This is a genomic window from Thalassolituus marinus, assembly GCF_020320395.1.
In the GTDB taxonomy this organism is placed as follows: Bacteria; Pseudomonadota; Gammaproteobacteria; order Pseudomonadales; family Oceanobacteraceae; genus Venatoribacter; species Venatoribacter marinus.
Window position 1 is genome coordinate 94,468 of the sequence record NZ_JAEDAH010000099.1, and the last position, 22,598, is coordinate 117,065.

General features: G+C 54.5%; 16 protein-coding genes and 1 riboswitch. Of the genes, 8 read left to right on the plus strand and 8 right to left on the minus strand.

The window, feature by feature from the left end; genetic code table 11:
- Nucleotides 1-48: 48 nt before the first annotated feature.
- Together I9W95_RS16285 and I9W95_RS16290 are read right to left on the minus strand one after the other, a co-directional pair.
- A complete protein-coding gene (locus I9W95_RS16285; RefSeq protein WP_225676797.1) occupies nucleotides 49-444 on the minus strand; it encodes a sirohydrochlorin chelatase in 396 nt (131 codons plus the stop codon).
- A 10-nt stretch (nucleotides 445-454) separates the two neighbouring features.
- Nucleotides 455-1,438 (minus strand): NAD(P)/FAD-dependent oxidoreductase, encoded by a 984-nt coding sequence (locus tag I9W95_RS16290; RefSeq protein WP_225676799.1) that lies wholly within the window; start codon nucleotides 1,436-1,438, stop codon nucleotides 455-457.
- Between the two features lie 138 nt (nucleotides 1,439-1,576).
- On the opposite strand from I9W95_RS16290, the gene I9W95_RS16295 reads away from it, so the two are divergent.
- The 5 genes from I9W95_RS16295 (at nucleotide 1,577) to modA (ending at nucleotide 7,446) form a co-directional block, all read left to right on the plus strand.
- Complete coding sequence (locus I9W95_RS16295) at nucleotides 1,577-3,346, plus strand: acyl-CoA dehydrogenase C-terminal domain-containing protein (RefSeq protein WP_225676801.1); 1,770 nt, start codon at nucleotides 1,577-1,579, stop codon at nucleotides 3,344-3,346.
- Between the two features lie 28 nt (nucleotides 3,347-3,374).
- On the plus strand, nucleotides 3,375-4,280 hold the full coding sequence (locus I9W95_RS16300; RefSeq protein ID WP_225676803.1) for a TIGR01777 family oxidoreductase: 906 nt from the start codon (nucleotides 3,375-3,377) through the stop codon (nucleotides 4,278-4,280).
- 269 nt (nucleotides 4,281-4,549) lie between these two features.
- Entirely contained in the window at nucleotides 4,550-4,879 is a 330-nt protein-coding gene (locus I9W95_RS16305) for a hypothetical protein (RefSeq protein ID WP_225676804.1), read from the plus strand.
- Nucleotides 4,880-5,097: 218 nt separating this feature from the next.
- Nucleotides 5,098-6,627 (plus strand): FMN-binding glutamate synthase family protein, encoded by a 1,530-nt coding sequence (locus tag I9W95_RS16310; RefSeq protein WP_225676806.1) that lies wholly within the window; start codon nucleotides 5,098-5,100, stop codon nucleotides 6,625-6,627.
- A gap of 72 nt (nucleotides 6,628-6,699) precedes the next feature.
- Nucleotides 6,700-7,446 (plus strand): molybdate ABC transporter substrate-binding protein, encoded by a 747-nt coding sequence (modA, locus tag I9W95_RS16315; protein ID WP_225676809.1) that lies wholly within the window; start codon nucleotides 6,700-6,702, stop codon nucleotides 7,444-7,446.
- An 86-nt stretch (nucleotides 7,447-7,532) separates the two neighbouring features.
- Here the strand turns inward: modA and I9W95_RS16320 are convergent, their stop codons facing one another.
- Together I9W95_RS16320 and cobO are read right to left on the minus strand one after the other, a co-directional pair.
- The gene (locus I9W95_RS16320; RefSeq protein WP_225676811.1) at nucleotides 7,533-9,125 is read right to left on the minus strand and encodes an alkaline phosphatase D family protein; all 1,593 of its coding nucleotides are present in this window, start codon (nucleotides 9,123-9,125) and stop codon (nucleotides 7,533-7,535) included.
- A 148-nt stretch (nucleotides 9,126-9,273) separates the two neighbouring features.
- Nucleotides 9,274-9,879: a cob(I)yrinic acid a,c-diamide adenosyltransferase gene (gene cobO, locus I9W95_RS16325; protein WP_225676813.1), complete on the minus strand. Its 606-nt coding sequence runs from the start codon at nucleotides 9,877-9,879 to the stop codon at nucleotides 9,274-9,276.
- 94 nt (nucleotides 9,880-9,973) lie between these two features.
- Between cobO and aceE the strand changes: the two genes are divergently transcribed.
- The 3 genes from aceE to I9W95_RS16340 all read left to right on the plus strand — a co-directional run bounded on the left by aceE (nucleotide 9,974) and on the right by I9W95_RS16340 (nucleotide 16,397).
- Nucleotides 9,974-12,682 (plus strand): pyruvate dehydrogenase (acetyl-transferring), homodimeric type, encoded by a 2,709-nt coding sequence (gene aceE, locus I9W95_RS16330; protein ID WP_225676815.1) that lies wholly within the window; start codon nucleotides 9,974-9,976, stop codon nucleotides 12,680-12,682.
- Nucleotides 12,683-12,693: 11 nt separating this feature from the next.
- On the plus strand, nucleotides 12,694-14,313 hold the full coding sequence (locus I9W95_RS16335; protein WP_225676817.1) for a dihydrolipoyllysine-residue acetyltransferase: 1,620 nt from the start codon (nucleotides 12,694-12,696) through the stop codon (nucleotides 14,311-14,313).
- Nucleotides 14,314-14,381: 68 nt separating this feature from the next.
- Nucleotides 14,382-16,397, plus strand: a complete 2,016-nt coding sequence (locus I9W95_RS16340) for a methyl-accepting chemotaxis protein (RefSeq protein WP_225676819.1) — start codon at nucleotides 14,382-14,384, stop codon at nucleotides 16,395-16,397.
- A gap of 53 nt (nucleotides 16,398-16,450) precedes the next feature.
- Here I9W95_RS16340 and I9W95_RS16345 read toward each other — a convergent pair whose 3' ends face one another.
- The 4 genes from I9W95_RS16345 to I9W95_RS16360 form a co-directional block, all read right to left on the minus strand.
- The gene (locus I9W95_RS16345; protein WP_225676821.1) at nucleotides 16,451-17,014 is read right to left on the minus strand and encodes a cob(I)yrinic acid a,c-diamide adenosyltransferase; all 564 of its coding nucleotides are present in this window, start codon (nucleotides 17,012-17,014) and stop codon (nucleotides 16,451-16,453) included.
- Nucleotides 17,015-17,050: 36 nt separating this feature from the next.
- Nucleotides 17,051-18,403: a cobyrinate a,c-diamide synthase gene (locus I9W95_RS16350; RefSeq protein WP_225676823.1), complete on the minus strand. Its 1,353-nt coding sequence runs from the start codon at nucleotides 18,401-18,403 to the stop codon at nucleotides 17,051-17,053.
- 72 nt (nucleotides 18,404-18,475) lie between these two features.
- Nucleotides 18,476-20,254, minus strand: coding sequence for a TonB-dependent receptor domain-containing protein (locus I9W95_RS16355; RefSeq protein ID WP_225676826.1), 1,779 nt, complete (start codon nucleotides 20,252-20,254; stop codon nucleotides 18,476-18,478).
- A gap of 91 nt (nucleotides 20,255-20,345) precedes the next feature.
- Nucleotides 20,346-20,557: riboswitch (cobalamin riboswitch) on the minus strand.
- A 29-nt stretch (nucleotides 20,558-20,586) separates the two neighbouring features.
- On the minus strand, nucleotides 20,587-22,572 hold the full coding sequence (locus I9W95_RS16360; RefSeq protein WP_225676828.1) for a two-component system sensor histidine kinase NtrB: 1,986 nt from the start codon (nucleotides 22,570-22,572) through the stop codon (nucleotides 20,587-20,589).
- Nucleotides 22,573-22,598 lie beyond the last annotated feature (26 nt).

Genomic DNA, 22,598 nt, shown 5'->3' on the forward strand with positions numbered 1-22,598 from the left:
ATAGGAACGGTGGCGAGGGGACGGTTACGGATGGATCAGATGCGCTGCTCAGCGCACCTGACGTATAACGACCTGGCTGATGGCGCTGGCAACTTCCGGCTCCAGGCCAACCGGTTTGTGCAGGTTGATCTCCAGTATGTGTCCTTCACTGGCCAGCTCCTGCTGCACAGCGTCGATCATCGCCGGTACGTCTTTGCGCAGGTGACGGCCTGCGGCGAAAAACAGCGGCAGCACATCAATATGGCGGATACCTTCCGCAGCCAGGGTGCGAATCTGCCCCGTCATGGAGGGCTCAGCCAATTCCATATACGCCATTTCGACACGGCTGCCGGAATCCTTCAGCTGGTCACGAATCTGCGCCAGCAGGTGATTGAATGGCTCCAGCCACAGGGGGTCAGAACTGCCGTGGGCCAGCAGCAGAGAAGCGCGTTGCGTATCAGACATATCGACTCGTTCAGTTGAGTTGTTGCAGTAATTCGGTGGCGGCTGAGCGGCCACTGATCCAGGCCGCCTCCAGACTGCGGCCGCCACACCAGTCGCCACAGACCGCCAGTTTGCGCTGCCGGTCACTGAGGCAGGTTTCGCTCAGCGGGTTGTTAGGAATTGCGTACAGCCAGCGGTGCAACCAATGATTCATGATCTTAAACTCCGACAGTTTAAAGATCGCTCCAAAGGCTTCAAGTAACTGATGCATTACCTCTTCGCGTGGCGCGTCCTGGTGTTCATCGCTCCAGCTATGGCTGGCTTGCAGAACCCAGCTTTCGCCCGGTTCACGTCCGGGTTTGCTGTTGTTTCTCGCCACCCAGGCCAGTGGCCCTTCCTCAATAAAGGCAGCATCCGGTAGCTGTGGCAGATCTTCCGTGGCCAGTAGCAGGGTCCAGCATGGGCTCATTGCTACTGTGCTGCAGCGCTGCTGCAGTTGCGGGCTGTGTGACAACAGGGGAATTGCCTGTTGTGGTGGTGTGTTAATGATCAGAGCGTCGAAGCCATCAAAATGGCGGCCGTCCTCCGCTTCCAGCAACCACTGATCATTGTCCAGCTGGCGGTTATCGACGATACGGGTAGAGGCTTCAAAGTGGTGAGCGCTGGCCAGCAAGTGGCGGCTGAGGCCGGTCATGCGTGGCATCCCCACATAACGACGCACGTCATCTGCCGATGCCTGAACACCTTGCCGGGAAACACTGGCAATCTGCGGTTGCCACGGCTGTATTACGCCCAGATGTGACCACTCTGCCAGTTGCCGGGCGAAGTCTGCTGAGTGTGCACGGGCAAACTGAGCGCCCATGTCCCAGCTGGCATCGCCCACTTTCTTGCTTGCCATGCGCCCGCCGGAACCGCGGCTTTTATCAAACACGGTGACCTGGTGGCCGGCAGTCGCCAGCTGTTGGGTCGCAGTCAGGCCCGCCAGGCCTGCACCAATAACAGCGATATGAGCCATACAGAACTCCTGAGTAAGCGGACGCCTATTGTACATGTTTTGTTGTGCGTGTATAACTAATGTATAACTATTTAGCGACGACACTTGTTATCAAGCCGCTGATTCATGTCACAGCGGCGTTATCTGAGGAGTAACACTATGAGTTATCTGGCCCCATTACGTGAAATGCAGTTTGTCCTGTACGAGCTTCTGCACAGCGATGAGGTGCTGCCGGCACTGCCGGGCTACGAAGACGCCACCCGCGACATCATGGATGCCATGCTGAACGAAGGCGCGAAGCTGACCCAGAACGTGATCGCACCAACCAACGTACCGGGCGACCGCCAGGGCTGCGTGTACGATCCGGAAACCAAGTCGGTAAAAACGCCGGACGGTTTCAGGGAGGCCTACAAGCAGTTTGCTGAAAACGGCTGGACCGCATTGTCGTCGCCGCTTGAATACGGTGGTCAGGGCATGCCACATCTGCTGAATACAGTTGCCGAAGAGATGATGTGCTCCGCCAACCTGTCGCTGGGGATGTACCCGGGTCTGACCCACGGTGCGGTGAATGCGTTGCTCAGCTATGGCACCGACGAACAAAAGGACTACTACCTGCCACGCCTGATCAGCGGTGAGTGGACCGGCACCATGTGTCTGACTGAACCGCAGTGCGGTACCGATCTGGGTCTGATCCGCACCAAAGCGGAGCCGCAGGCAGACGGTTCCTACGCGGTAACCGGCACCAAAATCTGGATTACCGGCGGCGAGCAGGATCTGACTGACAACATCGTACATCTGGTGCTGGCCAAACTGCCGGATGCGCCGGGTGGTTCGAAAGGTATCTCGCTGTTCCTGGTGCCTAAAGTACTGCCGGATGGCAGTCGCAATACCGCCTTCTGTGGTGGCCTGGAACATAAGATGGGTATCCGTGGTTCTGCCACCTGTGTAATGAATTTCGAAGGTGCCAAAGGCTGGCTGATTGGCGAAGCGCATAAAGGTCTGCAGGCCATGTTCGTAATGATGAACAGTGCCCGACTGATGGTGGGCATTCAGGGGCTGGGGCTGGCTGAAGCGGCGTATCAGGTATCGCTGGGTTTTGCTAAGGAGCGTCTGCAGAGCCGCTCACTGGCAGGTCCGCAGGCTCCGGATCAGGCTGCCGATCCGATTATCGTGCATCCTGATGTTCGCCGTATGCTGCTGCGCCAGAAAGCCACCATTGAAGGCTGCCGGGCGCTGGCATACTACACCGTGATGCAGCTGGACATCTCTCAGCACGGTGCTGACGAAGAGGCGCGTGAGCGTGCCGACGACATGGTGCAACTGCTGACGCCGGTGGTGAAGGCATTCCTTACCGATGAAGGTTTCTTCTGTGCCAACGATGGTCTGCAGCTGATGGGTGGCTCTGGTTTTACCCAGGACTGGCCGCTGGAGCAATTCGTGCGCGATGCGCGTATTACCCGTATCTATGAAGGTACCAACGGTATTCAGGCGCTGGACCTGGTGGGTCGTAAAATGGGTATGAACGGCGGTCGTTCGGTGAAACGCTTCTTTGCCATGGTCGATGGCTTCCTTAAAGAACATCCGGATGCCCCTTACGCTGGTGCACTGAAGGCCGCGCTGGAGCGTCTGCAAAAAGCCACTTTGTGGTTGATGCAGAACGGCATGACCGACCGTGAACAGGCCGGTGCTGCGGCAACGCCTTACCTGCGTCTGTTTGCTCTGACTACGGTGGCGTTCTTCTGGAGCCGTATGGCGCTGGTGGCCCGTCAGCAACTGGATGCCGGAAGTACCGAAACCGACTTCTATCAGGCTAAACTGGCTGCAGGGCAATTCTTTATTGATCGCATCCTGCCGCAGAGTCTGGCACTGATGGCGGAGATCGAGAGCGGTAAAGACAGTCTGATGGCGATGACCGCCGAGCAGTTCTGATCACGCCGATAGTGGCGGAGGAGGGCATATGCAGGACCATATTCTGATTACCGGTGGTAGTGGATTTATCGGTCAGGCACTGGTGGATGACTGGCTCGCTCAGGGCCATCAGGTCACCGTGCTCTCGCGCCGTCCTGGCTGGGTGGAGCGTCGCTGGCAGGGGCGGGTCGCCGCGACCGACGACGTGCACACCCTGCGCGATCATTTTTCGGTACTGGTTAACCTGGCTGGTGAAGGCATTGCCGACCAGCGCTGGAGCCAGCAACGCAAACGCCAGCTGTACGAAAGCCGCGTTGATCTTACCCGTGAACTGGTGAGCTGGGCGCAGGACAGTGGTCAGTGCTTTCGCGTGGTGTTATCGGGGTCTGCCATTGGCTGGTACGGCGGCTTCGATGGGAGCGACAGTCAGCCGTTATCGGAGCAGGCACCTGGCGGACAGGATTATGCTGCGCAGTTGTGTCAGGACTGGGAGCTGGCAGCTGCAGATCTGGCGTCAATGAGTGAGCGTCTGGTCATACTCCGTACTGGCATCGTACTGGGACGACATGGCGGCATGCTTAAGCGCCTGTGGCTGCCGTTCCGTATCGGGCTGGGCGGCATCATCGGTGATGGCGAGCAGGTGTTGTCGTGGATTCATCTCAGTGACTACCGTAAGGCAGTGCACTGGCTACTCGGCAGCGAGATTGAAGGGCCGGTGAATATGACCGCGCCAATGCCGGTATCCAACCGTGAGTTTACCGAGTCGCTGGCAGCAGCAATGAAGCGACCAGCACTGATGCCTATGCCTGCGCTGATCGCCAGGATTTTGTTCGGTGAAATGTCCTGTCTTTTGTTGCAGGGGCAGTGGGTTGTTCCCGGCGTATTACAGAGCCATCAATTTCAATTTGACTATCCTGACATCCAGGCCGCATTAGCGATCGAAGCTGGTCGCTAGTCGCGTATTTTTTCTGGCCCGTATTGTTGTAACGGGCCAACTGCGCCGTCCTTTGTAAGTTCTTGTTGCCAGCCTGTAACTATCCAAAAGTTTGACACCTGTCATAACTGGCAATCTATTGAATTTGCAGGAAAAAGTACCATTCGGGTAACTGAAATCTGACAGGTCAGGAAAGTCTGTAGATTTGTGTTATTGCGCATTGCGGGCCCTCGTTTTAGCGACTAAACCTAAAGTAATCCAGCAGATCACCGATACAGGTTTTTTCATACATGAGCATCAGTCGCCAAACACTCGATCAATACTTATACGAATTCGATCAGGGTTACCGGGTCACTTACGTGAACTATTCACGTGCTAATGAGTTGACCGATGCCCAGTTGATTCTGACTCTTGAGCGCGACTGCGAGCGTAAGACCTTCGCGTTCTCACAACCTCATTTCAATGATGTCGACAAAAATCTGGTGGCCAGCCACGGCCTCTATATTGCCGCCATCAAAAGTTCACCTCTGTCGCCAAACCGCGTAGAAGTCGGCGATGTGGAAGGTGGTTTTGCTTACTTCACTGCCAAGAACGTCAAGAACATCACGCCGACGGCGTAACGGACCCCCGTCTGCCAGGAGACGGTGAGAAGAGTCCTGGCACTAATTTGATCGCAGCACCCGATCGATGGTTCAGCATGGATGTCTTTCCGCCTTAGAGAGCAGATTCTGCTCTCTTTTTTTTGCCTTTTTTCCAGGTAGCATGGCCGATGTCATGACACTTTGCCGATAAAACACTAAGCTTGGCGGATTCTTCTGCAGGCACCACGGAGTAAGGAATGAGTGATCAGATTTTTACCATAGCCGCCTATGGCATGATCGTTCTGCTGGGATTGCTGACAACACTGACGCTGGCCATTGTTGCCTGGGTTATCGTTGCCTACATTATTGACGTTCGTCAGACGCGCCATACCGTGCGCCGCAACTTTCCGGTCATAGGCCGTTTTCGCTATGTATTCGAGCATCTGGGCGAGTTTTTCCGCCAGTATTTCTTTGCCATGGATCGTGAGGAAATGCCTTTTAACCGCGCCGAGCGTAGCTGGGTTTATCGTGCCGCGAAAAAAGAAAACACCACCATTGCCTTCGGCTCAACCCGCCGCCTGGATGTACCGGGTACCGTCATTTTTGTGAACAGCCCGTTTCCGGCGCTGAAAAAAGAATTCGCTGAATCGCGCCCGCTGACGATTGGCGAGCATTGTCGTTCGCCGTACACCACGTCATCCATTATTAACGTTTCCGGTATGAGTTACGGTGCCTTGTCGAAGCCGGCAGTACGTGCATTGTCGGCCGGGGCAAAACTGGCCGGATGCTGGATGAACACAGGTGAAGGTGGCTTGTCTCCTTATCATCTGGAGGGCGGCTGTGATGTGGTATTTCAGATCGGTACCGCTAAATACGGGGTACGTAACGATTTCGGTGAGTTAGACGACGATAAGCTGCGTGCTGCTGCGGCACACGAGCAGGTACGCATGTTTGAAATCAAACTGAGTCAGGGTGCCAAGCCGGGCAAGGGCGGCATTCTGCCCGGTGAAAAAGTGACTGAAGAAATTGCCGCTATTCGTCATATTCCGGTGGGCGAAGATTCGATCAGCCCCAATGGTCACCCGGAAATTCGTTCAGTCGATGACTTACTGGATATGGTTGCCCGGGTTCGTTCGGTAACGGGTAAGCCCACCGGCTTTAAAACGGTAATTGGCGACATCAACTGGATTCGCGATATGTGCCGCGCGATTCAGATGCGCGGTCCTGAAAGTGCTCCGGATTTTATTACTCTGGATGGTGCCGAAGGTGGCACCGGTGCTGCGCCACAGGCATTAATGGATTATATGGGGTTGCCACTGGCTCAGGCCCTACCCATGCTGGTGGATGTTCTTGATGAATTTAATCTGCGCCCGCGTATCCGCGTGATCTGCTCCGGTAAACTGATTACGCCGGACCGTGTCGCCTGGGCTTTGTGTGTTGGTGCCGATTTTGTCGTCAGCGCTCGCGGCTTTATGTTTGCACTGGGCTGTATCCAGGCATTTCAGTGTAATAAAAATACCTGCCCGACGGGTATTACCACTCATAATCCACGCTTGCAGCGCGGTCTGGTTCCGGCAGATAAAGCGGCCAGGGTTGCGCATTTCGTTGAAACTATGCTGCAGGAAGTCGGTATTATTGCTCACTCCTGTGGCGTTGACGAACCGCGTAAATTAACCCGTCATCATGCCCGTATGGTGCAGCCGAACGGTGAGGCCAAGCTGTTGTCAGAGCTGTATGGCAGCGACCAGTTTCATCCCGGCGCGGAGCTGGTTTTCGACGACGCCTGATAAAAAAGCGGAGGTTAGTCTCCGCTTTTTTATGCCCTTTTTTTGCTTATTGATAACAGGAAACTTCATCGGATGATGAAACGCGGACTTGTATTTTTTCTGTCGCTGCTGGCATTTAATCTGAGTTATGCCGAGGCGCTGAGGGTGGCCGTGGCTTCGAATTTTGTACAGCCAGCCAAAGTGCTCGCCGATCAGTTCGCTCAGCAACACGGTATTCGGATGGATATTATCAGTGGTTCATCGGGTAAATTACTGGCGCAGATTCAGCATGGTGCGCCGTTTGATATTTTTCTGTCAGCCGACCAGCAAAAGCCAGCGGCGCTGATCGCCTCGGGTCATGGGCTGGCAGATAGTCGCTTTACTTATGCCCGTGGTCAGCTGGTGCTTTGGTCGCTGAGTGATGCTGCTGATGTTAAGGCCCGGTTAATGGCCGGTAATTTTCGTCATCTGGCGCTGGCGAATCCGCGTCTGGCACCCTATGGGCAGGCAGCAGCCGAGACACTGGCGGCGCTGGGCATCAGTGAATCGACACAAGACAAATGGGTGATGGGCGAAAATATTGCGCAGACCTGGCATTTCGTTCAGAGCGGCAATGCGGAGCTGGGTTTTGTCGCGCAGTCGCAGGTTATGGTCGATGGAGAAGTACGTCAGGGCAGCGTCTGGCGGGTGCCGGACAGCTTACACAAACCGGTATTGCAGGATGCGGTTTTGCTGAGTCGGGCAAAAGATAACGCTGCTGCGCAGCAATTTATGCGCTTCCTGCGCAGTGCGCAGGCGCAAAAAGTGATTACCGCATACGGCTATGGTCAGCCTTTGTGACAGCACACCTGGGCAGCGCTGAAAAAGCCTGCAGCAATTGACGACGTGTCATTTACTGCAGGCAGCGCATGTCTGAGAGGGAGCGCTTACAGCAGCGGTTGTTCTACTGCCTCTACCCGGTTCTGACCATCGCGTGTGCGATAACTGCGGCCATGATAATAATCGGCAGACGGCTGCAGGATTTGTGGCACGTAGTACCAGTCAGCCTGAGTGGCTTGTGGTGTGACGGTCAGCAGGATAAAACCATGGGCGCGCAGCTCTGCGTACTTGATGTGCGGGCTGGCGTTCATAATGGTATCGGCACCGGCTTCGGCGATGACCGGCGGAAAACCGGGTGATGTCACCGATGGCGTAACGAATTCAACCGCCAGAGAGCCTTCGCCAGTGGTGCGGTCGTAGTTGTCACAATCGTACGGATCATCACTGATATCCGACGCGAATGAACTGTGAACATCACCGGTCAGAATGACGGTGTTATCGATACGGTTCTGACGAATATGCGTCAGCAAGCGATCACGGCCAGCGGCATAGCCATCCCAGCCATCCAGCCACAATGAAGCACCACCACCAAAATGATCCGGCAGGTTGATAAAATAGCGCTGGGCGATCATCACCTGCTGGCCCAGTACTTTCCAGCGTGCCTGACTGGCTGACAGTTGATTGTGCAGCCATGCTTCCTGCTCAAAACCGAGCAATGTACGGTTGCTGTCTTTTGCTTCGGTCTGCTTATCGCTGCCGGACGGCTGAATTACACGACCTTCGATTCGGGTGTCGAGCATGATCAGATCGAGCAGGTTGCCGTAGCTCAGGGTGCGGGAGATGCTGCCGTCGGTATTTTCGCGAATTGGCATCCATTCGAAATACGCTTGTTTGGCTGCGGCTTTACGCACTTCCCAGTCGCCTTCACCATCGTTGTGGTTTTCAGCGCCATCGACGTAGGAGTCGTTAGCAAATTCGTGGTCATCCCATACGGTAATAAACGCATGGTTCTGATGGGCGGCCTGTAAGTCATCATCGAGTTTGTACCAGGCATGACGGCGGCGGTAGTCCGACAAGCTGACAATCTCGTGTGACGGTGCGAGATAACGTTTGCTGCGCAGCAGCAGCTCGTCGTATTCGTTCTGGCCGTACTCGTACAGATAGTCACCGAGGTGTACAACGGCATCCAGATCACGACGACCGGCCACTGCGCTGTACACATTAAAATAGCCGTGGGCGTAGCTGGAACAGGACACCACTGCGAAACGCGCCTGATCGATATCGCCGGCCGCTGCAGTTTTGGTGCGACCGATTACCGAGTATTTTGACTGCACATTAAACTGATAAAAATACTGCTTGCCCGGCAACAGACCATCAACGTCGACCTTGACGGTAAAGTCGCGTGAAGCATCGGTGCGGAATTCGCCGCTGCGCACCACATCACTCATGGCGGCATCGCTGGCCACACGCCATTCAACAGTGACCGGCATAACAATTTCCGGTTGGAAATGGGTCCAGATAATCACGCGGTCCTGGCGCGGGTCACCACTGGCAACACCGTAATGGAATTCCCCCGAGTTCAGTGTGGATTCTTCTGGTGTGCTGCTCATCGCAAGGCTCATGCCCGGCAGTGTCAGAGCGGTGGTTCCGGCAACCCCGGCCCCGGTAGACGTCAGGAAACGACGACGGCTGATTTTCATAAATTGCCCCGTTCAGTAAGGTGAGAAATCGGGGGCGATTCTGGCCAGCATCTGTGTCAGCGAGGTTACAGTTTTTTAACAGGGGAGAAGCAAAAGAGGGAGCAGTAAAGAAAATGCCCGCTGCACAGCAGCAGGCACGGTGGTCAGCTTACCATTCAATACCGGGCTGGGCTTTGACGCCGGCTTTAAACGCATGCTTTTCCATTTTCATATCAGTCACGGTATCGGCCAGCTCACGCAGTGCCGTTGGCGCGCCGCGGCCCGTCAGAATCACATTCTGCATAGGGGGGCGATTGATCAGTGCTTCTTTCAGATCGTCAAAATTCAGCAGCTTGTACGACAGCATGTAGGTAATTTCATCGAGCATTACTGTGCGCAGCTGCGGGTCTGACAGCATGGCTTTGGCTTTTGGCCATGCCTGGTCAAACGCCTGCTGGTCTTTCTCTTTGCTCTGGGTTTCCCAGGTAAAGCCGGAACCCATGACTTCGTGGCTGAGGCCATCCAGCTGAGACAGAATTTTTGCTTCACCGCAGTCCCAGGTGCCTTTAATAAACTGCACCAGACCGGCCTTGTAGCCGTGACCCAGAGTACGGATCAGGGTGCCGAAGCCCGAACTGCTTTTGCCTTTGCCGTTGCCGGTCAGCACGATAATCACACCGCGCTCTTCCTGAGCACGTTCGATGGCCGCATCCACCTTCTCTTTGTGTTTCTGCATTTTCTGCTGATGGCGGTCTGTCGCGTCTTGAGTACTCATTTCAGGCCATTTCTCTGTTGGATTACGATGAACGTCTGTTTCTGGTTTCGTTAACTATACTGAAATAAATACTACGCCTGAACCAGGAATTGCTATGGAAGAACCTAATAAAAATCAGGAAGTTATGGTCGACCCTGATCCGCAGGAAACAAAAGAGTGGGTCGATGCGATTCATTCGGTGATTCGAGCCGAGGGCGTAGACCGGGCACATTTCCTGATTGAACGCATTGCCGAACGTGCCACGCGTGATGGCATGCCGCTGCCCTATGCGCTGAATACGCCTTATCGCAACACCATTTCACCCGAGAACGAAGCACCGATGCCGGGCGACCTGTTTATGGAGCGCCGCATCCGTTCGTTAATCCGCTGGAATGCACTGGTAATGGTGCTGCGCGCCAATAAAGATGGTGCCGGTGATCTGGGGGGGCATATCTCCAGTTTTGCCTCCAGCGCCACCTTGTACGATGTTGGTTTTAACCATTTCTTCCGGGCACCGGATTCTGCCAGCGATGTCTCGCCGCTGGGCGATCTGCTGTATTACCAGGGCCATGTGGCGCCGGGTATTTATGCCCGCTCCTATCTGGAAGGCCGTTTTGAGGAGCGCGATCTGGAGCGCTTTCGCCGCGAAGCACTGGCACCGGGCCTGTCGTCTTATCCACACCCGAAACTGATGCCGGATTACTGGCAATTCCCGACGGTTTCTATGGGCTTAGGCCCGCTGCAGGCAATTTATCAGGCGCATTTTATGCGCTATCTGTCGGCGCGTGGTCTGGTGCCGCGTAAGGGCCGTAAAGTGTGGGCATTCCTTGGTGATGGCGAATGTGATGAGCCGGAAACTCTGGGGGCTATTGGTCTTGCCGGTCGAGAAAAACTGGAAAACCTGATTTTCGTTATCAACTGCAACCTGCAGCGGCTGGATGGCCCGGTACGGGGTAATGGCAAAATTATTCAGGAACTGGAAAGTCAGTTCCGTGGCGCCGGCTGGAATGTAATTAAAGTCGTCTGGGGTCGCCACTGGGATCCGCTGTTTGCCAAAGACCGTAAGGGCGTGATGCAGAAACGCATGGACGAAACCGTCGATGGCGAATATCAGAACTACAAAGCCAAGGGTGGCAAATACACCCGTGAGCATTTCTTCGAGAAGTATCCGGAACTGAAAGATCTGATTAAAGATCTGTCTGATGAGGATATTTTCCGCCTTAACCGCGGCGGCCATGATCCGTACAAAGTGTTTGCAGCTTACCACGCAGCGGTTAATCACAAGGGCCAGCCCACTGTGATTCTGGCGCATACGGTAAAAGGCTATGGCATGGGTGCCGAAGCCGAAGGTCAGAACCAGGCCCATCAGGTTAAAAAACTTGATCTGGAAAGCATTCGTGCCTTCCGTGATCGTTTCGATATTCCGGTGCGGGATGAAGACCTGCAGCATCTGCCATTTTACCGGCCGCCGTCAGACAGTCCGGAATTAACTTATATGCGCAAACAGCGGGAGAAACTCGGTGGTTTCCTGCCGCAGCGCAACGAACACTGGACAGCGCTGAAAGCCCCTGAGCTTGACTTCTTTAAGGCCCAGACCGAAGGCACGGGTGAGCGTGAAATCTCCACCACCATGGCGTTCGTGCGCATTATGTCGCAGTTAATCAAGGATAAAACCCTGGGCGAGCGGGTGGTACCAATTGTGCCGGATGAAGCCCGCACTTTTGGTATGGAAGGGCTGTTCCGCCAGATTGGTATTTATTCTTCGGAAGGCCAGTTATATGAGCCGGTCGATCACGGTCAGGTGATGGTGTATCGCGAGGATAAAAAAGGCCGCATTCTGGAAGAGGGCATCAACGAAGCGGGTGCCTTTGCCGCCTGGATGGCGGCTGCCAGTTCCTACAGCACCAACGGTCTGGCCATGATTCCGTTTTATATTTATTACTCCATGTTCGGCTTCCAGCGCGTCGGCGATCTGGCCTGGGCCGCTGGCGACATGCAGTGTCAGGGTTTCCTGATTGGTGCAACGTCGGGGCGCACGACACTGAACGGTGAAGGCCTGCAGCATCAGGATGGTCACAGTCATATTCTGGCTTCCACTATCCCCAACTGTGTCAGCTACGATCCGACTTATGCCTACGAACTGGCGGTGATCGTGCAGGACGGCCTGAAGCGGATGTATGAGAAAAAAGAAAAAGTTTTCTATTACATCACCAGCCTGAATGAAAACTATGCCCATCCACCAATGCCGGAAGGCGTCGAAGAGGGAATTCGCCGCGGTATTTACCGGTTGCGCGAAGGAAGCAAAAAAGGTCGGGCGAAAAATCCGCCAAGAGTGCAGTTGATGGGCTGTGGCTCCATTCTGCGTCAGGTGGAAATGGCTGCCGACTGGCTTACCGGAAAAGGCATTATTGCCGATATCTGGAGCGTTACTTCATTTAATGAACTGCGTCGTGATGGTATGGCGTGTGAGCGTGAAAAAATGCTGTCGGCCGGTGAAAAATCGCCAATGCCTTATGTCACTCGCCAGTTGGCGGCCAGCGAAGGTCCATTTGTTGCGGCGACGGATCATATGAAAGCGTATGCGGACCAGATTCGTGCCTATATGCCTGAAGGCAGGGCTTATCACGTACTGGGCACCGACGGTTTTGGCCGTAGTGATTCGCGCGAGAACCTGCGTCGTTTCTTTGAAGTGGACTGGCAACACGTCGCCTGGAGTGCGGCCGTTGCTCTGGTCGAAGACGGCAAACTGAAGCCGGCGCAACTACAAGAGTGGCGCGACGAGCTGAACATTGATGCCGCTAAACCAGATCCGCTGTACAGCTGAGGGACGAGCCGATGACAACATTAGTAATACCGGATCTGGGCGGCGCTTCTCAGGTTGAGATTATTGAAATACTGGTCGCGGTTGGTGATCAGGTTGAAGCCGAGCAACCCGCGCTGGTGCTGGAGACCGATAAAGCGACGATGGAAATCCCTCTGGAGCAGGCCGGTACCATTACCGCATTGAGCGTTAAGGTGGGTGATAAGGTCAGCAGCGGTGACAGCTATGGTGAAATCAACAGCGCTGACGCTGCAGTGTCTGAGCCGGATGCTGCGCCAACAGACAAAGCCGAAAAACAGGAAGCTGGAAAGCAGGCAAGCCTATCTGCACCGCAAGCTGTTGCCCAGGCAGCAGAGGTTGCCAGTGAGCAGGTATTCAATGTCCCCGATATCGGTGGTAGCGCCGAAGTGATCGAAGTGCTGCTGCAGGCCGGTGATGACGCCAGTGAAGGCGATACCGTACTGGTACTGGAATCCGATAAAGCCAGCATGGAAATTCCGCTGGAGGCCAGTGGCAAGGTTCTGGAAGTGCTGGCCAGTGTCGGCGATAAGCTGGCGGAAGGTGCACCGATGGTACGTGTGCTGGTCAGTGCGCCGGCTGCCGCTAAGGCCGACATGCCTGCCGCTTCGTCTGTCACTGCCGAAGTCGCTCCTCAAGCGCCAGCTGCCGCAAATAAAACAGACGCCGTGGCCCGCAGCGATGGCGGTGCCTTAGCGGGCGAATCATCCGCCGAGGTTCACGCCGGTCCGTCCGTGCGTAAGCTGGCACGCGAACTGGGCGTCGATCTGGCGCTGGTAAAAGGCAGTGGTCGTCGCTCTAGGGTAACCAAGGAAGACGTACAGAACTTCGTTAAAACCGCTCTCAAGCAGGGGCCGGTGGCCAGTGTCACAACTGGCAGTGGTATTCCTCCAGTGCCGGTCATCGACTTCAGCCAGTTTGGCGAAACAGAAACCGTGGCACTGAACAACATAAAGCGAGCGACAGCCCGTGCGATGACCACTGCGTGGCTCAATGTGCCACAGGTTACTCAGTTTGATCAGGCCGACATTACCGAGCTGGAAGCCTATCGAGTGCTGCAGAACCAGCGCTTTGCCCGTGATGGAATTAAATTCTCCATTGTGCCGTTCGTTATGAAGGCTCTGGCCTGGGCGCTGAAAGAATATCCATCCTTCAACGCCTCACTCAGTGCAGACGGCGAATCCCTGATTCTGAAGAAATACGTCAACATCGGCGTGGCGGTGGATACGCCAAAGGGGCTGCTGGTACCTGTCATTCGTAACGTTGACCAGATGTCAGTTACAGAAATCACACAGGAACTGGGTCACAAAGCTGGGCTGGCCCGTGAGGGTAAGCTATCCTTATCAGATATGCAGGGTGGCTGTTTCAGTTTGTCGAGCCTCGGTGGCATTGGTGGTACCGCATTTACCCCCATCGTTTCACCACCAGAAGTTGCGATTCTGGGGCTCAGTAAATCGGCCATGCAACCAGTCTGGAACGGAGCGTCTTTTGAACCCCGTCTGATGTTGCCGCTGTCGCTGTCGTATGACCACAGGGTCATTGATGGTGCGGAAGCAGCGCGGTTTTCACAAAGTCTGGTTGGGTGTCTGGAGGATCTCAGAAACACCCTGATGTAGCACATGGAAGCCAAGCCGTTCCCACTGGGATCGAATAAAAACAAGCATAAGCAATATGTGAGGAGTCTATGCTTAAAGCTCTGATGTGGCCTGCCATCAAACTGATGGGCAGGCTGAGCTACGCCGCCAAATTCGGCATCATCAGCTTTTTGTTTATGGTGCCGCTGGTGGTTCTGAGTGGCCAGGTATTCCTGGCGGCTTTCGAGTCGCTGGAAAAAACCCGCAACGAGATGCAGGGGCTGGATGTCAGCCGCGAGCTGGTTGCCTTTGCCCGCGAGCTGGAGACATTCCGCGATCTGGCATCGGTGGCACCGCATAAAAGCGAAGCGGAGCTGAATGCCCGCGCCACCGCTATGATGACTTCCATACCGGAAAAAGCCTCGGCCTTAATCAGCAGCGTTGAAGATGAAGAACTACGCGGCTGGCTTACTCGCTGGAGCGAACAGTACCTTGGCCGCCTGAAGATGAACGGTGATCATCGTCAGCCTACCTTCCGTGACCAGTACAAGTATTATCAGCTGATTATCGACGAGTTTTATCTGGTGGTACGCCAGTATATGCAAGCCAGTGGTATTTCACTGGATGCAGATGGCGATATTCAGCGGCTGACCGTTGTACTCAATACTCTGCCGGAAATTAATGCCACGGTAGGTATGAGCCACGCATCGGGTATTTATGCTTTTGTTGAGCAGTATCTGCAGTCAGCCACTTACGATCTGATGAATGCAACCTACGATCAGTTGCTGACCGCAGAGCCGGATATTGAGCTGATTATTGCCAATGCCAAAGTCATTGGTAATGCTGATCTGATTACCTCCGCCGAGCAGTCTAAAGCTGCGGTGGAAAATATCCGCTTTAAAATCGATGAAGAAATCATTGCAGCATCTCAGATCGAGTCAACCTGGGATGTATTTGATGCTTTCTACAACGAACAGATAAAACCGCTGCATCGGGTATCCGATCTGGTGTATCCGCTGATTGCCCGCAAGCTGGAAGTACGCTTATCTGAGCAGACGCGTCGTATTACTGTACTGGCGCTGGTATTGCTGGCAGCGCTGACCATTATTGTGTATCTGTATCTCGCCTTCTTTATGTCGATTCGCTACACCATTAAGCGTTTCTCATCGGCCGCGAAAAGCATTGCTCAGGGTGATCTGACCCACAGCATTAAGTTTTCCGGCCGTGATGAAATGGGCCAGCTACGCGATGCCTTCAACGATATGATCAGCAATATTCGCTCGACGCTGGCGGCGGTAAAAGATACAGCCGACTCCGTCAGTCACAATGTCGATAAGGTTGAAAATATTGCCAATCAGAGCCGTGAAGCCGTGCGTATTCAGCTGGACCAGACCAATCAGGTTTCACATATCATCAGTACCATGGCAGAACGCGCCGGTACTGTGACGCAACTGGCGGAAGAAGCAGAAAATGCCGCGCAAACCGGCCAGAAGAAATCGGATGAAGCCGGCAAGGTTGTGACCCGGGTAATGGATCAGGTTCGAGGGCTGTCGGACGAAATGTCGAATTCCATGGAAGCGGTAAATCGTCTGGCAGAAAACTCGACCAGTATCAGTACCATTCTGGAAACCATTAAGAGCATTGCTGAACAAACCAACCTGCTGGCACTGAACGCGGCTATTGAAGCGGCTCGTGCCGGTGAACAGGGCCGTGGCTTTGCGGTGGTAGCGGATGAAGTACGAACCCTTGCCAGCCGTACTCAGGGCTCGGCTCAGGAAATCGAAGGTCTGATCAGCGAGGTACAGAGAAATATTGTCAGTGCAGTGGAAACCATGGAAGTGAATAAAACCATGGTTGAGCGTACGGTCGAGAACTCTGAGCAGGTAAGCACCACGCTGAACGAAATTCAGACCAGCATGGGCGATATTCAGTCGAAAACGTCGCATATTGTGACTACTGCCAACGAGCAGAAACGCAGTGCGTCGGATCTGGATAACAACCTCGAAGCCATTCGTGACAGCGGACAGGAAACCTCTGATAACGCCGAAGGCACTGTGACTGCCGTTCGGGAAACTCAGTCGATGACCGATGCCCTGGCGAAACGGGTACAGCAGTTCAGGGTTTAGACCTGACTGATAACCTGAAAAAAGAGCCTCAGTTGAGGCTCTTTTTTTGTGTGTCACTGATCCTTCTTCTGATAACGGCTTTGCCACAGGACTTCCTGGCCGTTATCGCGCCGCGCCAGTACCCGCGCCATAACAAACATCAGGTCGGATAAGCGATTCAGGTACTGAAGGGACAGGCCACTGATATCTTCATGTTCAGTCAGCGCTACCAATGCCCGTTCTGCACGACGGCATACGGTACGTACCATATGAGCCAGTGAAGCGGCGCGGCTGCCACCAGGCAGAATAAAATCCTTCAGTGGCGGCAGTGTGTCGTTCAGGATTTCCAGCTGATTTTCTATATCGGTGAGCAGTGCTTCATTCAGGGCGTTGAAGCCTGGCACCGATAATTCACCACCGAGATCAAACAGGTCGTGCTGAATCTGATGCAAGAGCGGCTGCAGTTCATCGTCACCAGTCAGCTCGGCGCGCAATAATCCAACCCAGGAATTTAATTCGTCTACCTCGCCGATGGCGTGAATACGCTCGCTGCTTTTACTGACACGGGAGCCATCACCAAGACCGGTTTCGCCGCGGTCGCCGGTGCGGGTGGCAATTTTTGATAAACGGTTACCCATAACCTGTAAACCTCTGTGACGGATGTGTTTGTGCTGTTAGCTGTTCTGTGGTGACGGCAGAAACAGGCTTGCAGCAGCCTGTGGATTGGCCGGGAAAAACAGATGAAGATAACCCGCCGTCAGGCCGTTGTGCTGATATAAGGCTTCTCCCGGTGCCGGATGGCGTGAACGACGAGCGTAACTTACCGGCTCTGGCAGGTCGCTGGCCATTGACCGGTGATGCGAGTGGCCACGAATTTCGCCGCTGGCCAGTTGGGCCGCCTGCATACCCTGACAGCCGCCACGCTCACGCATATGGCTCTGCCCCTGCAGCAGGCCGGCCATGTCATAGCTCTGACCGTCAAGGGTGGTCAGCTGCTGCAGGCAATAGAGAAAGCCACCACATTCCGCCAGTATCGGTTTGTGCTGTTGGTGAAACTGCTGCAGCGATTCAATCATGCTGTGATTATCCTGCAGTTTCTGTGCGTGCAGTTCCGGATAGCCACCCGGTAACCAAAGCGCATCGGCCGCGGGAATTTCGCGGTCGCTCAGTGGTGAAAAATACACCAGCTGTGCACCCAGGGTTTGCAGTAATTCGGTATTGGCGGAATAAATAAAACTGAACGCCTGGTCTCGGGCAATGGCGATGGTTTTCCCGGATAAGGGCTGCGGTATCGTTAATTCGCTGTTGCCACTGGTGTCGTTAAACGAAAAATCCACAGTCGGTGCCAGCTGCATAAAAGCGCTGGCATCGACGTCGGCTAACAGCTCTGCGCCCTGTTCAAAAAGGGCTTCCAGTTCCTGTTCAATTTCGCTGGCCTGAACCAGACCCAGATGACGCTCTGGCAGGCGGATACGTTCGTCGCGTAATAAGCTGAACAGCAATGGAATGTCGGCAGGCAGAGCGTTGCGAATCAGCTCAGCGTGATACTGGCTGCCACAGCGATTGGCAATTAATCCGGCAACCTGTACATCGGCACGCTGGCGCGCCAGACCGTTGACCACTGCCGCAGCGGTTTGTGCCATGCCACTAACGTCCATAATCACGGCTACCGGGAGATTAAACAGGGCTGCCAGGTCGGCACTGGATGGATCGCCATCGAACATGCCCATTGCACCTTCAATCAGGATCAGATCGTTCTCGGCTGCGGCAAGTGCCAGACGCTGGCGGCAGTAGTCTTCGCCACACATCCAGATATCAAGTTGTTCAACCGGCTGGCCGCTGGCCTGTTGCAGAATCTGTGGATCGAGATAATCCGGGCCGGTTTTAAACAGGCGTACGCGAATGCCCTGGTTGCGTAACCAGCGGGCAATGATCGCGGTAACCGTAGTCTTACCCTGACCGGAGGCCGGAGCAGAGAGAAACAGAGCGGGGCACTGATAGTGGTTGCTGGCAGACGATGCAGACATGGATTACCCCGCGCAAAAAATACAATTATGACGGCGACAGCACGGCTAGGGAAACCGGCTGCCGCCAGTCGCTCAGAACGCGTAACGGGCGGTCGCCATCCAGTTACGGCCCGGTGCGTTGTAACCGGAAATATTCTGGTACTCACGATCAACCAGGTTATCGACGCGCAGGCCGAGGCTGGCGGCGCTGGTCAGGTGGTAGTTCAGGCTGACGTTGAGCAGACTGTAACTCTCCAGACGTGCGCCACCATCGGTTTTAGGTGCACCCTCAAAGTACAGAATTTCTGTCTGCGCGGTGATGGCATCCACACAGTAATAAATCACGGCTTTGCTGGCTCGGGGAGAGATACGACGCAGACGATCACCGGTCTCGTCATTTTTTGCATCAATCCATTCCTGGCTGATCTTCGAACTTACGAACTGACTCCAGTCCTGCTGCCATACCAGACTGACGCTTTTTACACTGGATTTACCGATGTTATTTGCTTCCCAGTTTTCGTCGTAAGCAATCTGGTTACTGAAAATTGCACGCTGGCCATTCAGTTGCAGTGCACCACTGGCGTATGACTGAGCAATACCAGCCGACCATACACGGGAGTGTTCTGGTTTCAGTTGCGGATTACCGAAGCCCGGGTAGTACAGGTCGTTAAAAGTTGGGGTACGGAATGCGGTGGCGTGACCGGCGCTGAATACTGTGCCTTTTTCGGTGGTAACAGTTGCCGAACTGTTGAACGACGAGAAGTCACCAAAGCGGTTGTTGTCGTCGTAGCGTGCGCCCAGCTCCAGCGCCAGAATACCTTTCTGATAACGATAGCCTGTCAGTACGCCGCTGGTACTGTCATTTTTCTCGTCGTAGGAAGTATCGGATTCGCTGACATCCGCAGACAGATAATCACCACCAATAATGACGCTGTGATGATCGTTCAGCTGGTAACTGCTGATCAGGCTGGCGGTATTTTTGGTGGTAGCAAACAGACCACCGTCCCCGCGTGACTCAGAGCCTTTGTAGCTCCAGCTGTTGTCTTCGCTGCGACCTGCGCTGGCATTCAGTGACAGACGGCCGTCGTTATAACGGTAAGCCGCACTTAATGCCTGATTAACGAAATCTGTGGTGTTGTCGAACTGGTTGTTGCCGTCGTATTCAGATTTACCCTGATTGCGCTGGTAATCCACAGAGACATTCTGCTGATCATTAATACGCTGGGAAACACCGGCCGATAAACCGTAGCGCTTGTAGCCGTCGTTGTCGCGCTCGTCGTCGGCTTTAACGTCGTAGCCGCCGCTCTGGTCATGTTGCAATGCTGCATACAGTTGTGTGTCATTAATGGTTGTACGGCTGTTGATGCTGACTTCACGGCTTTCATCGCTGCCCAGCGCCAGTGCCACTTCACTGCCATCGTTGTTTTTACGGGTAATAATATTAATTACGCCGCCCTGTGCATCGGCACCGTACAGAGCGCCTCGGGTGCCGCGAATAATTTCTACGCGCTCAACCTGGCTCGGGGCTATTAATTGCAGATCTGCTGCACCGCTGGTGCCGGAGCCAACGCGCTCGCCATTCACCAGAACCAGAATACGCTTGTTATCCAGGCCATTGATGTAAAGGTTGGTGGTGTTCAGGTGGCCACCGTTACGGGTGAACTGGAAACCGGCTTCCAGACTCAGCAGTTCGGTCAGGGAATGGGCGTTGCTCAGTTCGATTGCAGCGCGATCGATGGTTATAAACTGAGAGTCATTGATGACGTTTTCCGGCAGGCGGGTCGCAGTAACGGTTTGCAGAGCCAGTTCGGTGGTGTCGGCGTAGGCTGTCATGGTCGACAGCAGGGCAGCTGTCAGCAGGGATTTTTTCATAGTAAGTCCGATGGAATAGTTCCAATCGGCGGGAATCAAAACAAGCGCGGCAGGAGAATGCAGCACTTCTTCTGTATCGCCCACCGCAATACGAGTTGAACATGTTCAGGCCGGTATCCGGGCTGACGACCTGAGCTTTGCTCGCTGACAACACCTTCCCATGCAAAGCACAGTGGCATAACGCTGTCAGTATGGTCGATCACCGTTGCGGGGGCAGCGCTGGATTCGCTTTATGCTTACCAGACTTCCCGTTTAACTCTCATCAGTCGAATGGATGAGGGCACCTGAAGCGACGCAGGGTAACGGCAGGGCTGGGGGTGGTCAAATGAAAATTACTGGCCCTGATTATGAAGGCCACTCACGTTCGACGGTGGCGGGAAGGTAATTTCGAACGCGGCACCACCCAGCTGAGAGGTCTGATAGCGGATCTGGCCCTGATGATGGCTGGTGATGATGAAATAGGAAACGAACAGTCCAAGGCCCGTGCCCTGACCAATTTCTTTGGTGGTGTAGAAGGGTTCAAAAATGTGGTTAAGCAGTTGCTCGCTGATGCCGGGACCGTTGTCTTCCACCAGAATGCAGGCCTGACCGTGCAGATGGCGGGTGGAGATGCGGATATGCGGTTGCCAGTCAGGCTGTTGCTGCTGCATTTCCTGCAGCGAGCTGTGCAGCGCCTGCTCGGCATTCTGCAGCAGGTTAATTAATACCTGTTCGATTTCGCTGGCCAGTACGTCTGCCATAACAGACTCACTGGCTGGAATAAATTCGGTGCGGGTATTACGCAGGTGGGAATCCCCCTGAGCGATGACCAGGGCATCGTTAATCAAGCGGTTCAGATCGAGGCACTGTTTCTGGTGCTGATCCGGGCGTGAGAACTGCAGCATATTGGCAACAATTTCCGCAGCGCGCTCGCCGGCCTGCTGAATGTTGGTCATAAACTGGGCGATACCGCGTTGCTCAAGGTACTGCTGCAGGTCTGGCAGACTGATGCCATTATCTTCGGCACAGCGTTGATTGGCCGGCAGGTTATCCATCAGGCGGCGGCGTACGTTTTGCAAATTCTGCAGAATCGCCCCTAAAGGGTTATTAATTTCGTGCGCAATACCGGTGGCCAGACCGGCAACCGTGGTCATTTTTTCGCTCTGTACCATCACTTCTTCCAGCTGCTGACGCTGGGATTCATCATCAATACGCAGTACCTGACGCGCCTGCTGCTGACCACTCAGCGGGTACATAATTAAATCGGCAATAATTGGCTGACTGAAACTGTGAATCTGCACGCGCTCGCGACTGCATACCGCAGGACTTTGCTGATTCACGCACATATCAGTCAGCAGCGCTTCCAGTTCTGGCAGCACCTGGGTCAGATGGCGGCCGCACAGTTGTTCTCGCGGTGTATTCAGCCACTCTCCGGCTTGCTGGTTGCACTGCAGAATGTGCAGATTTTCATCGAGGGTGAACAACGCCGACGGCATGGCGTTAATAATATCGTCGAGCAAATGCTGGGTGTTATTCAGCTGATTTTCCACGCCACGGCGAATCGCAATCTCCTGCGCAAGGTGTTCGTTAATCTGGCGTGTTTCACTGGATAAACGAATGGCGCGCTGGCGTGCTTTCTCTGCCTGCTGATGTGCATTGCGCAGGTTCAGTGTGCGTTGTTCGTGCTGCCATAGCAGATCGTTCAGTTCTTGCGTCAGCGGGCGGAAATCAGGGTCAGGGCTGGTGATGCTGCCGTAACTGACATGCTCGCGATCGCGGTTACTGCGGTTGGTGGCGCGGATACTGTTCAGCAGAATCTGATACGGACGTTTCTGCCAGTGTCGGGTAACCAGGTAGAGCATAAAAATCAGCAGTGCTGAAATACTCATAACGAACAGCGTGGTGGTCAGGGTGTCGAGCACAAAAAACTCGGCCAGCGATAAATCACTGATTATCCACAGTGAGAAATCACCTTCATTGCTGTGCAGGGAATACTGGTTAGCTTTTTCGTCAGGGGTGTCGCTTTGCGTCGCGCGCAGGTTTGGAGTGTCGCGATAGCAGTGGCTGACGCGCTGGCCATTCGGGTTATACAGCGCCGCTTCCATCACCTGATAGTGATTACAGAAAATTTCCAGTGCCGCCTGCAGTTCGGCCTGTTCCGGTTCATTGTGGGTGAACTGAATCTGCAGCAGGCCGGCAAAGCTGTCGCTGACCAGAGGCGCCAGGTATTCGCGTCCAACCCGGTCAGCGGCGAACACATAGGCCAGGGTACTGATGCAAATAATCAGTGAACACACCACCACAGTTGCGAGCATGGTTTTCTGGCGTGTCAGCAGCATGGCGTCTCCCTGATGCCGGTTGGTCT

Excerpts from the sequence above, each read along its gene's own strand:
- I9W95_RS16305 (WP_225676804.1), top strand. The coding sequence starts at position 4,550 with ATGAGCATCAGTCGCCAAACACTCGATCAATACTTATACGAATTCGAT.
- I9W95_RS16350 (WP_225676823.1), bottom strand. The coding sequence starts at position 18,403 with ATGTCTGCATCGTCTGCCAGCAACCACTATCAGTGCCCCGCTCTGTTT.
- I9W95_RS16300 (WP_225676803.1), top strand. The coding sequence starts at position 3,375 with ATGCAGGACCATATTCTGATTACCGGTGGTAGTGGATTTATCGGTCAG.
- I9W95_RS16310 (WP_225676806.1), top strand. The coding sequence starts at position 5,098 with ATGAGTGATCAGATTTTTACCATAGCCGCCTATGGCATGATCGTTCTG.
- I9W95_RS16295 (WP_225676801.1), top strand. The coding sequence starts at position 1,577 with ATGAGTTATCTGGCCCCATTACGTGAAATGCAGTTTGTCCTGTACGAG.
- I9W95_RS16340 (WP_225676819.1), top strand. The coding sequence starts at position 14,382 with ATGCTTAAAGCTCTGATGTGGCCTGCCATCAAACTGATGGGCAGGCTG.
- cobO (WP_225676813.1), bottom strand. The coding sequence starts at position 9,879 with ATGAGTACTCAAGACGCGACAGACCGCCATCAGCAGAAAATGCAGAAA.
- modA (WP_225676809.1), top strand. The coding sequence starts at position 6,700 with ATGATGAAACGCGGACTTGTATTTTTTCTGTCGCTGCTGGCATTTAAT.
- I9W95_RS16285 (WP_225676797.1), bottom strand. The coding sequence starts at position 444 with ATGTCTGATACGCAACGCGCTTCTCTGCTGCTGGCCCACGGCAGTTCT.
- I9W95_RS16355 (WP_225676826.1), bottom strand. The coding sequence starts at position 20,254 with ATGAAAAAATCCCTGCTGACAGCTGCCCTGCTGTCGACCATGACAGCC.
- aceE (WP_225676815.1), top strand. The coding sequence starts at position 9,974 with ATGGAAGAACCTAATAAAAATCAGGAAGTTATGGTCGACCCTGATCCG.
- I9W95_RS16320 (WP_225676811.1), bottom strand. The coding sequence starts at position 9,125 with ATGAAAATCAGCCGTCGTCGTTTCCTGACGTCTACCGGGGCCGGGGTT.
- I9W95_RS16345 (WP_225676821.1), bottom strand. The coding sequence starts at position 17,014 with ATGGGTAACCGTTTATCAAAAATTGCCACCCGCACCGGCGACCGCGGC.
- I9W95_RS16290 (WP_225676799.1), bottom strand. The coding sequence starts at position 1,438 with ATGGCTCATATCGCTGTTATTGGTGCAGGCCTGGCGGGCCTGACTGCG.
- I9W95_RS16360 (WP_225676828.1), bottom strand. The coding sequence starts at position 22,572 with ATGCTGCTGACACGCCAGAAAACCATGCTCGCAACTGTGGTGGTGTGT.
- I9W95_RS16335 (WP_225676817.1), top strand. The coding sequence starts at position 12,694 with ATGACAACATTAGTAATACCGGATCTGGGCGGCGCTTCTCAGGTTGAG.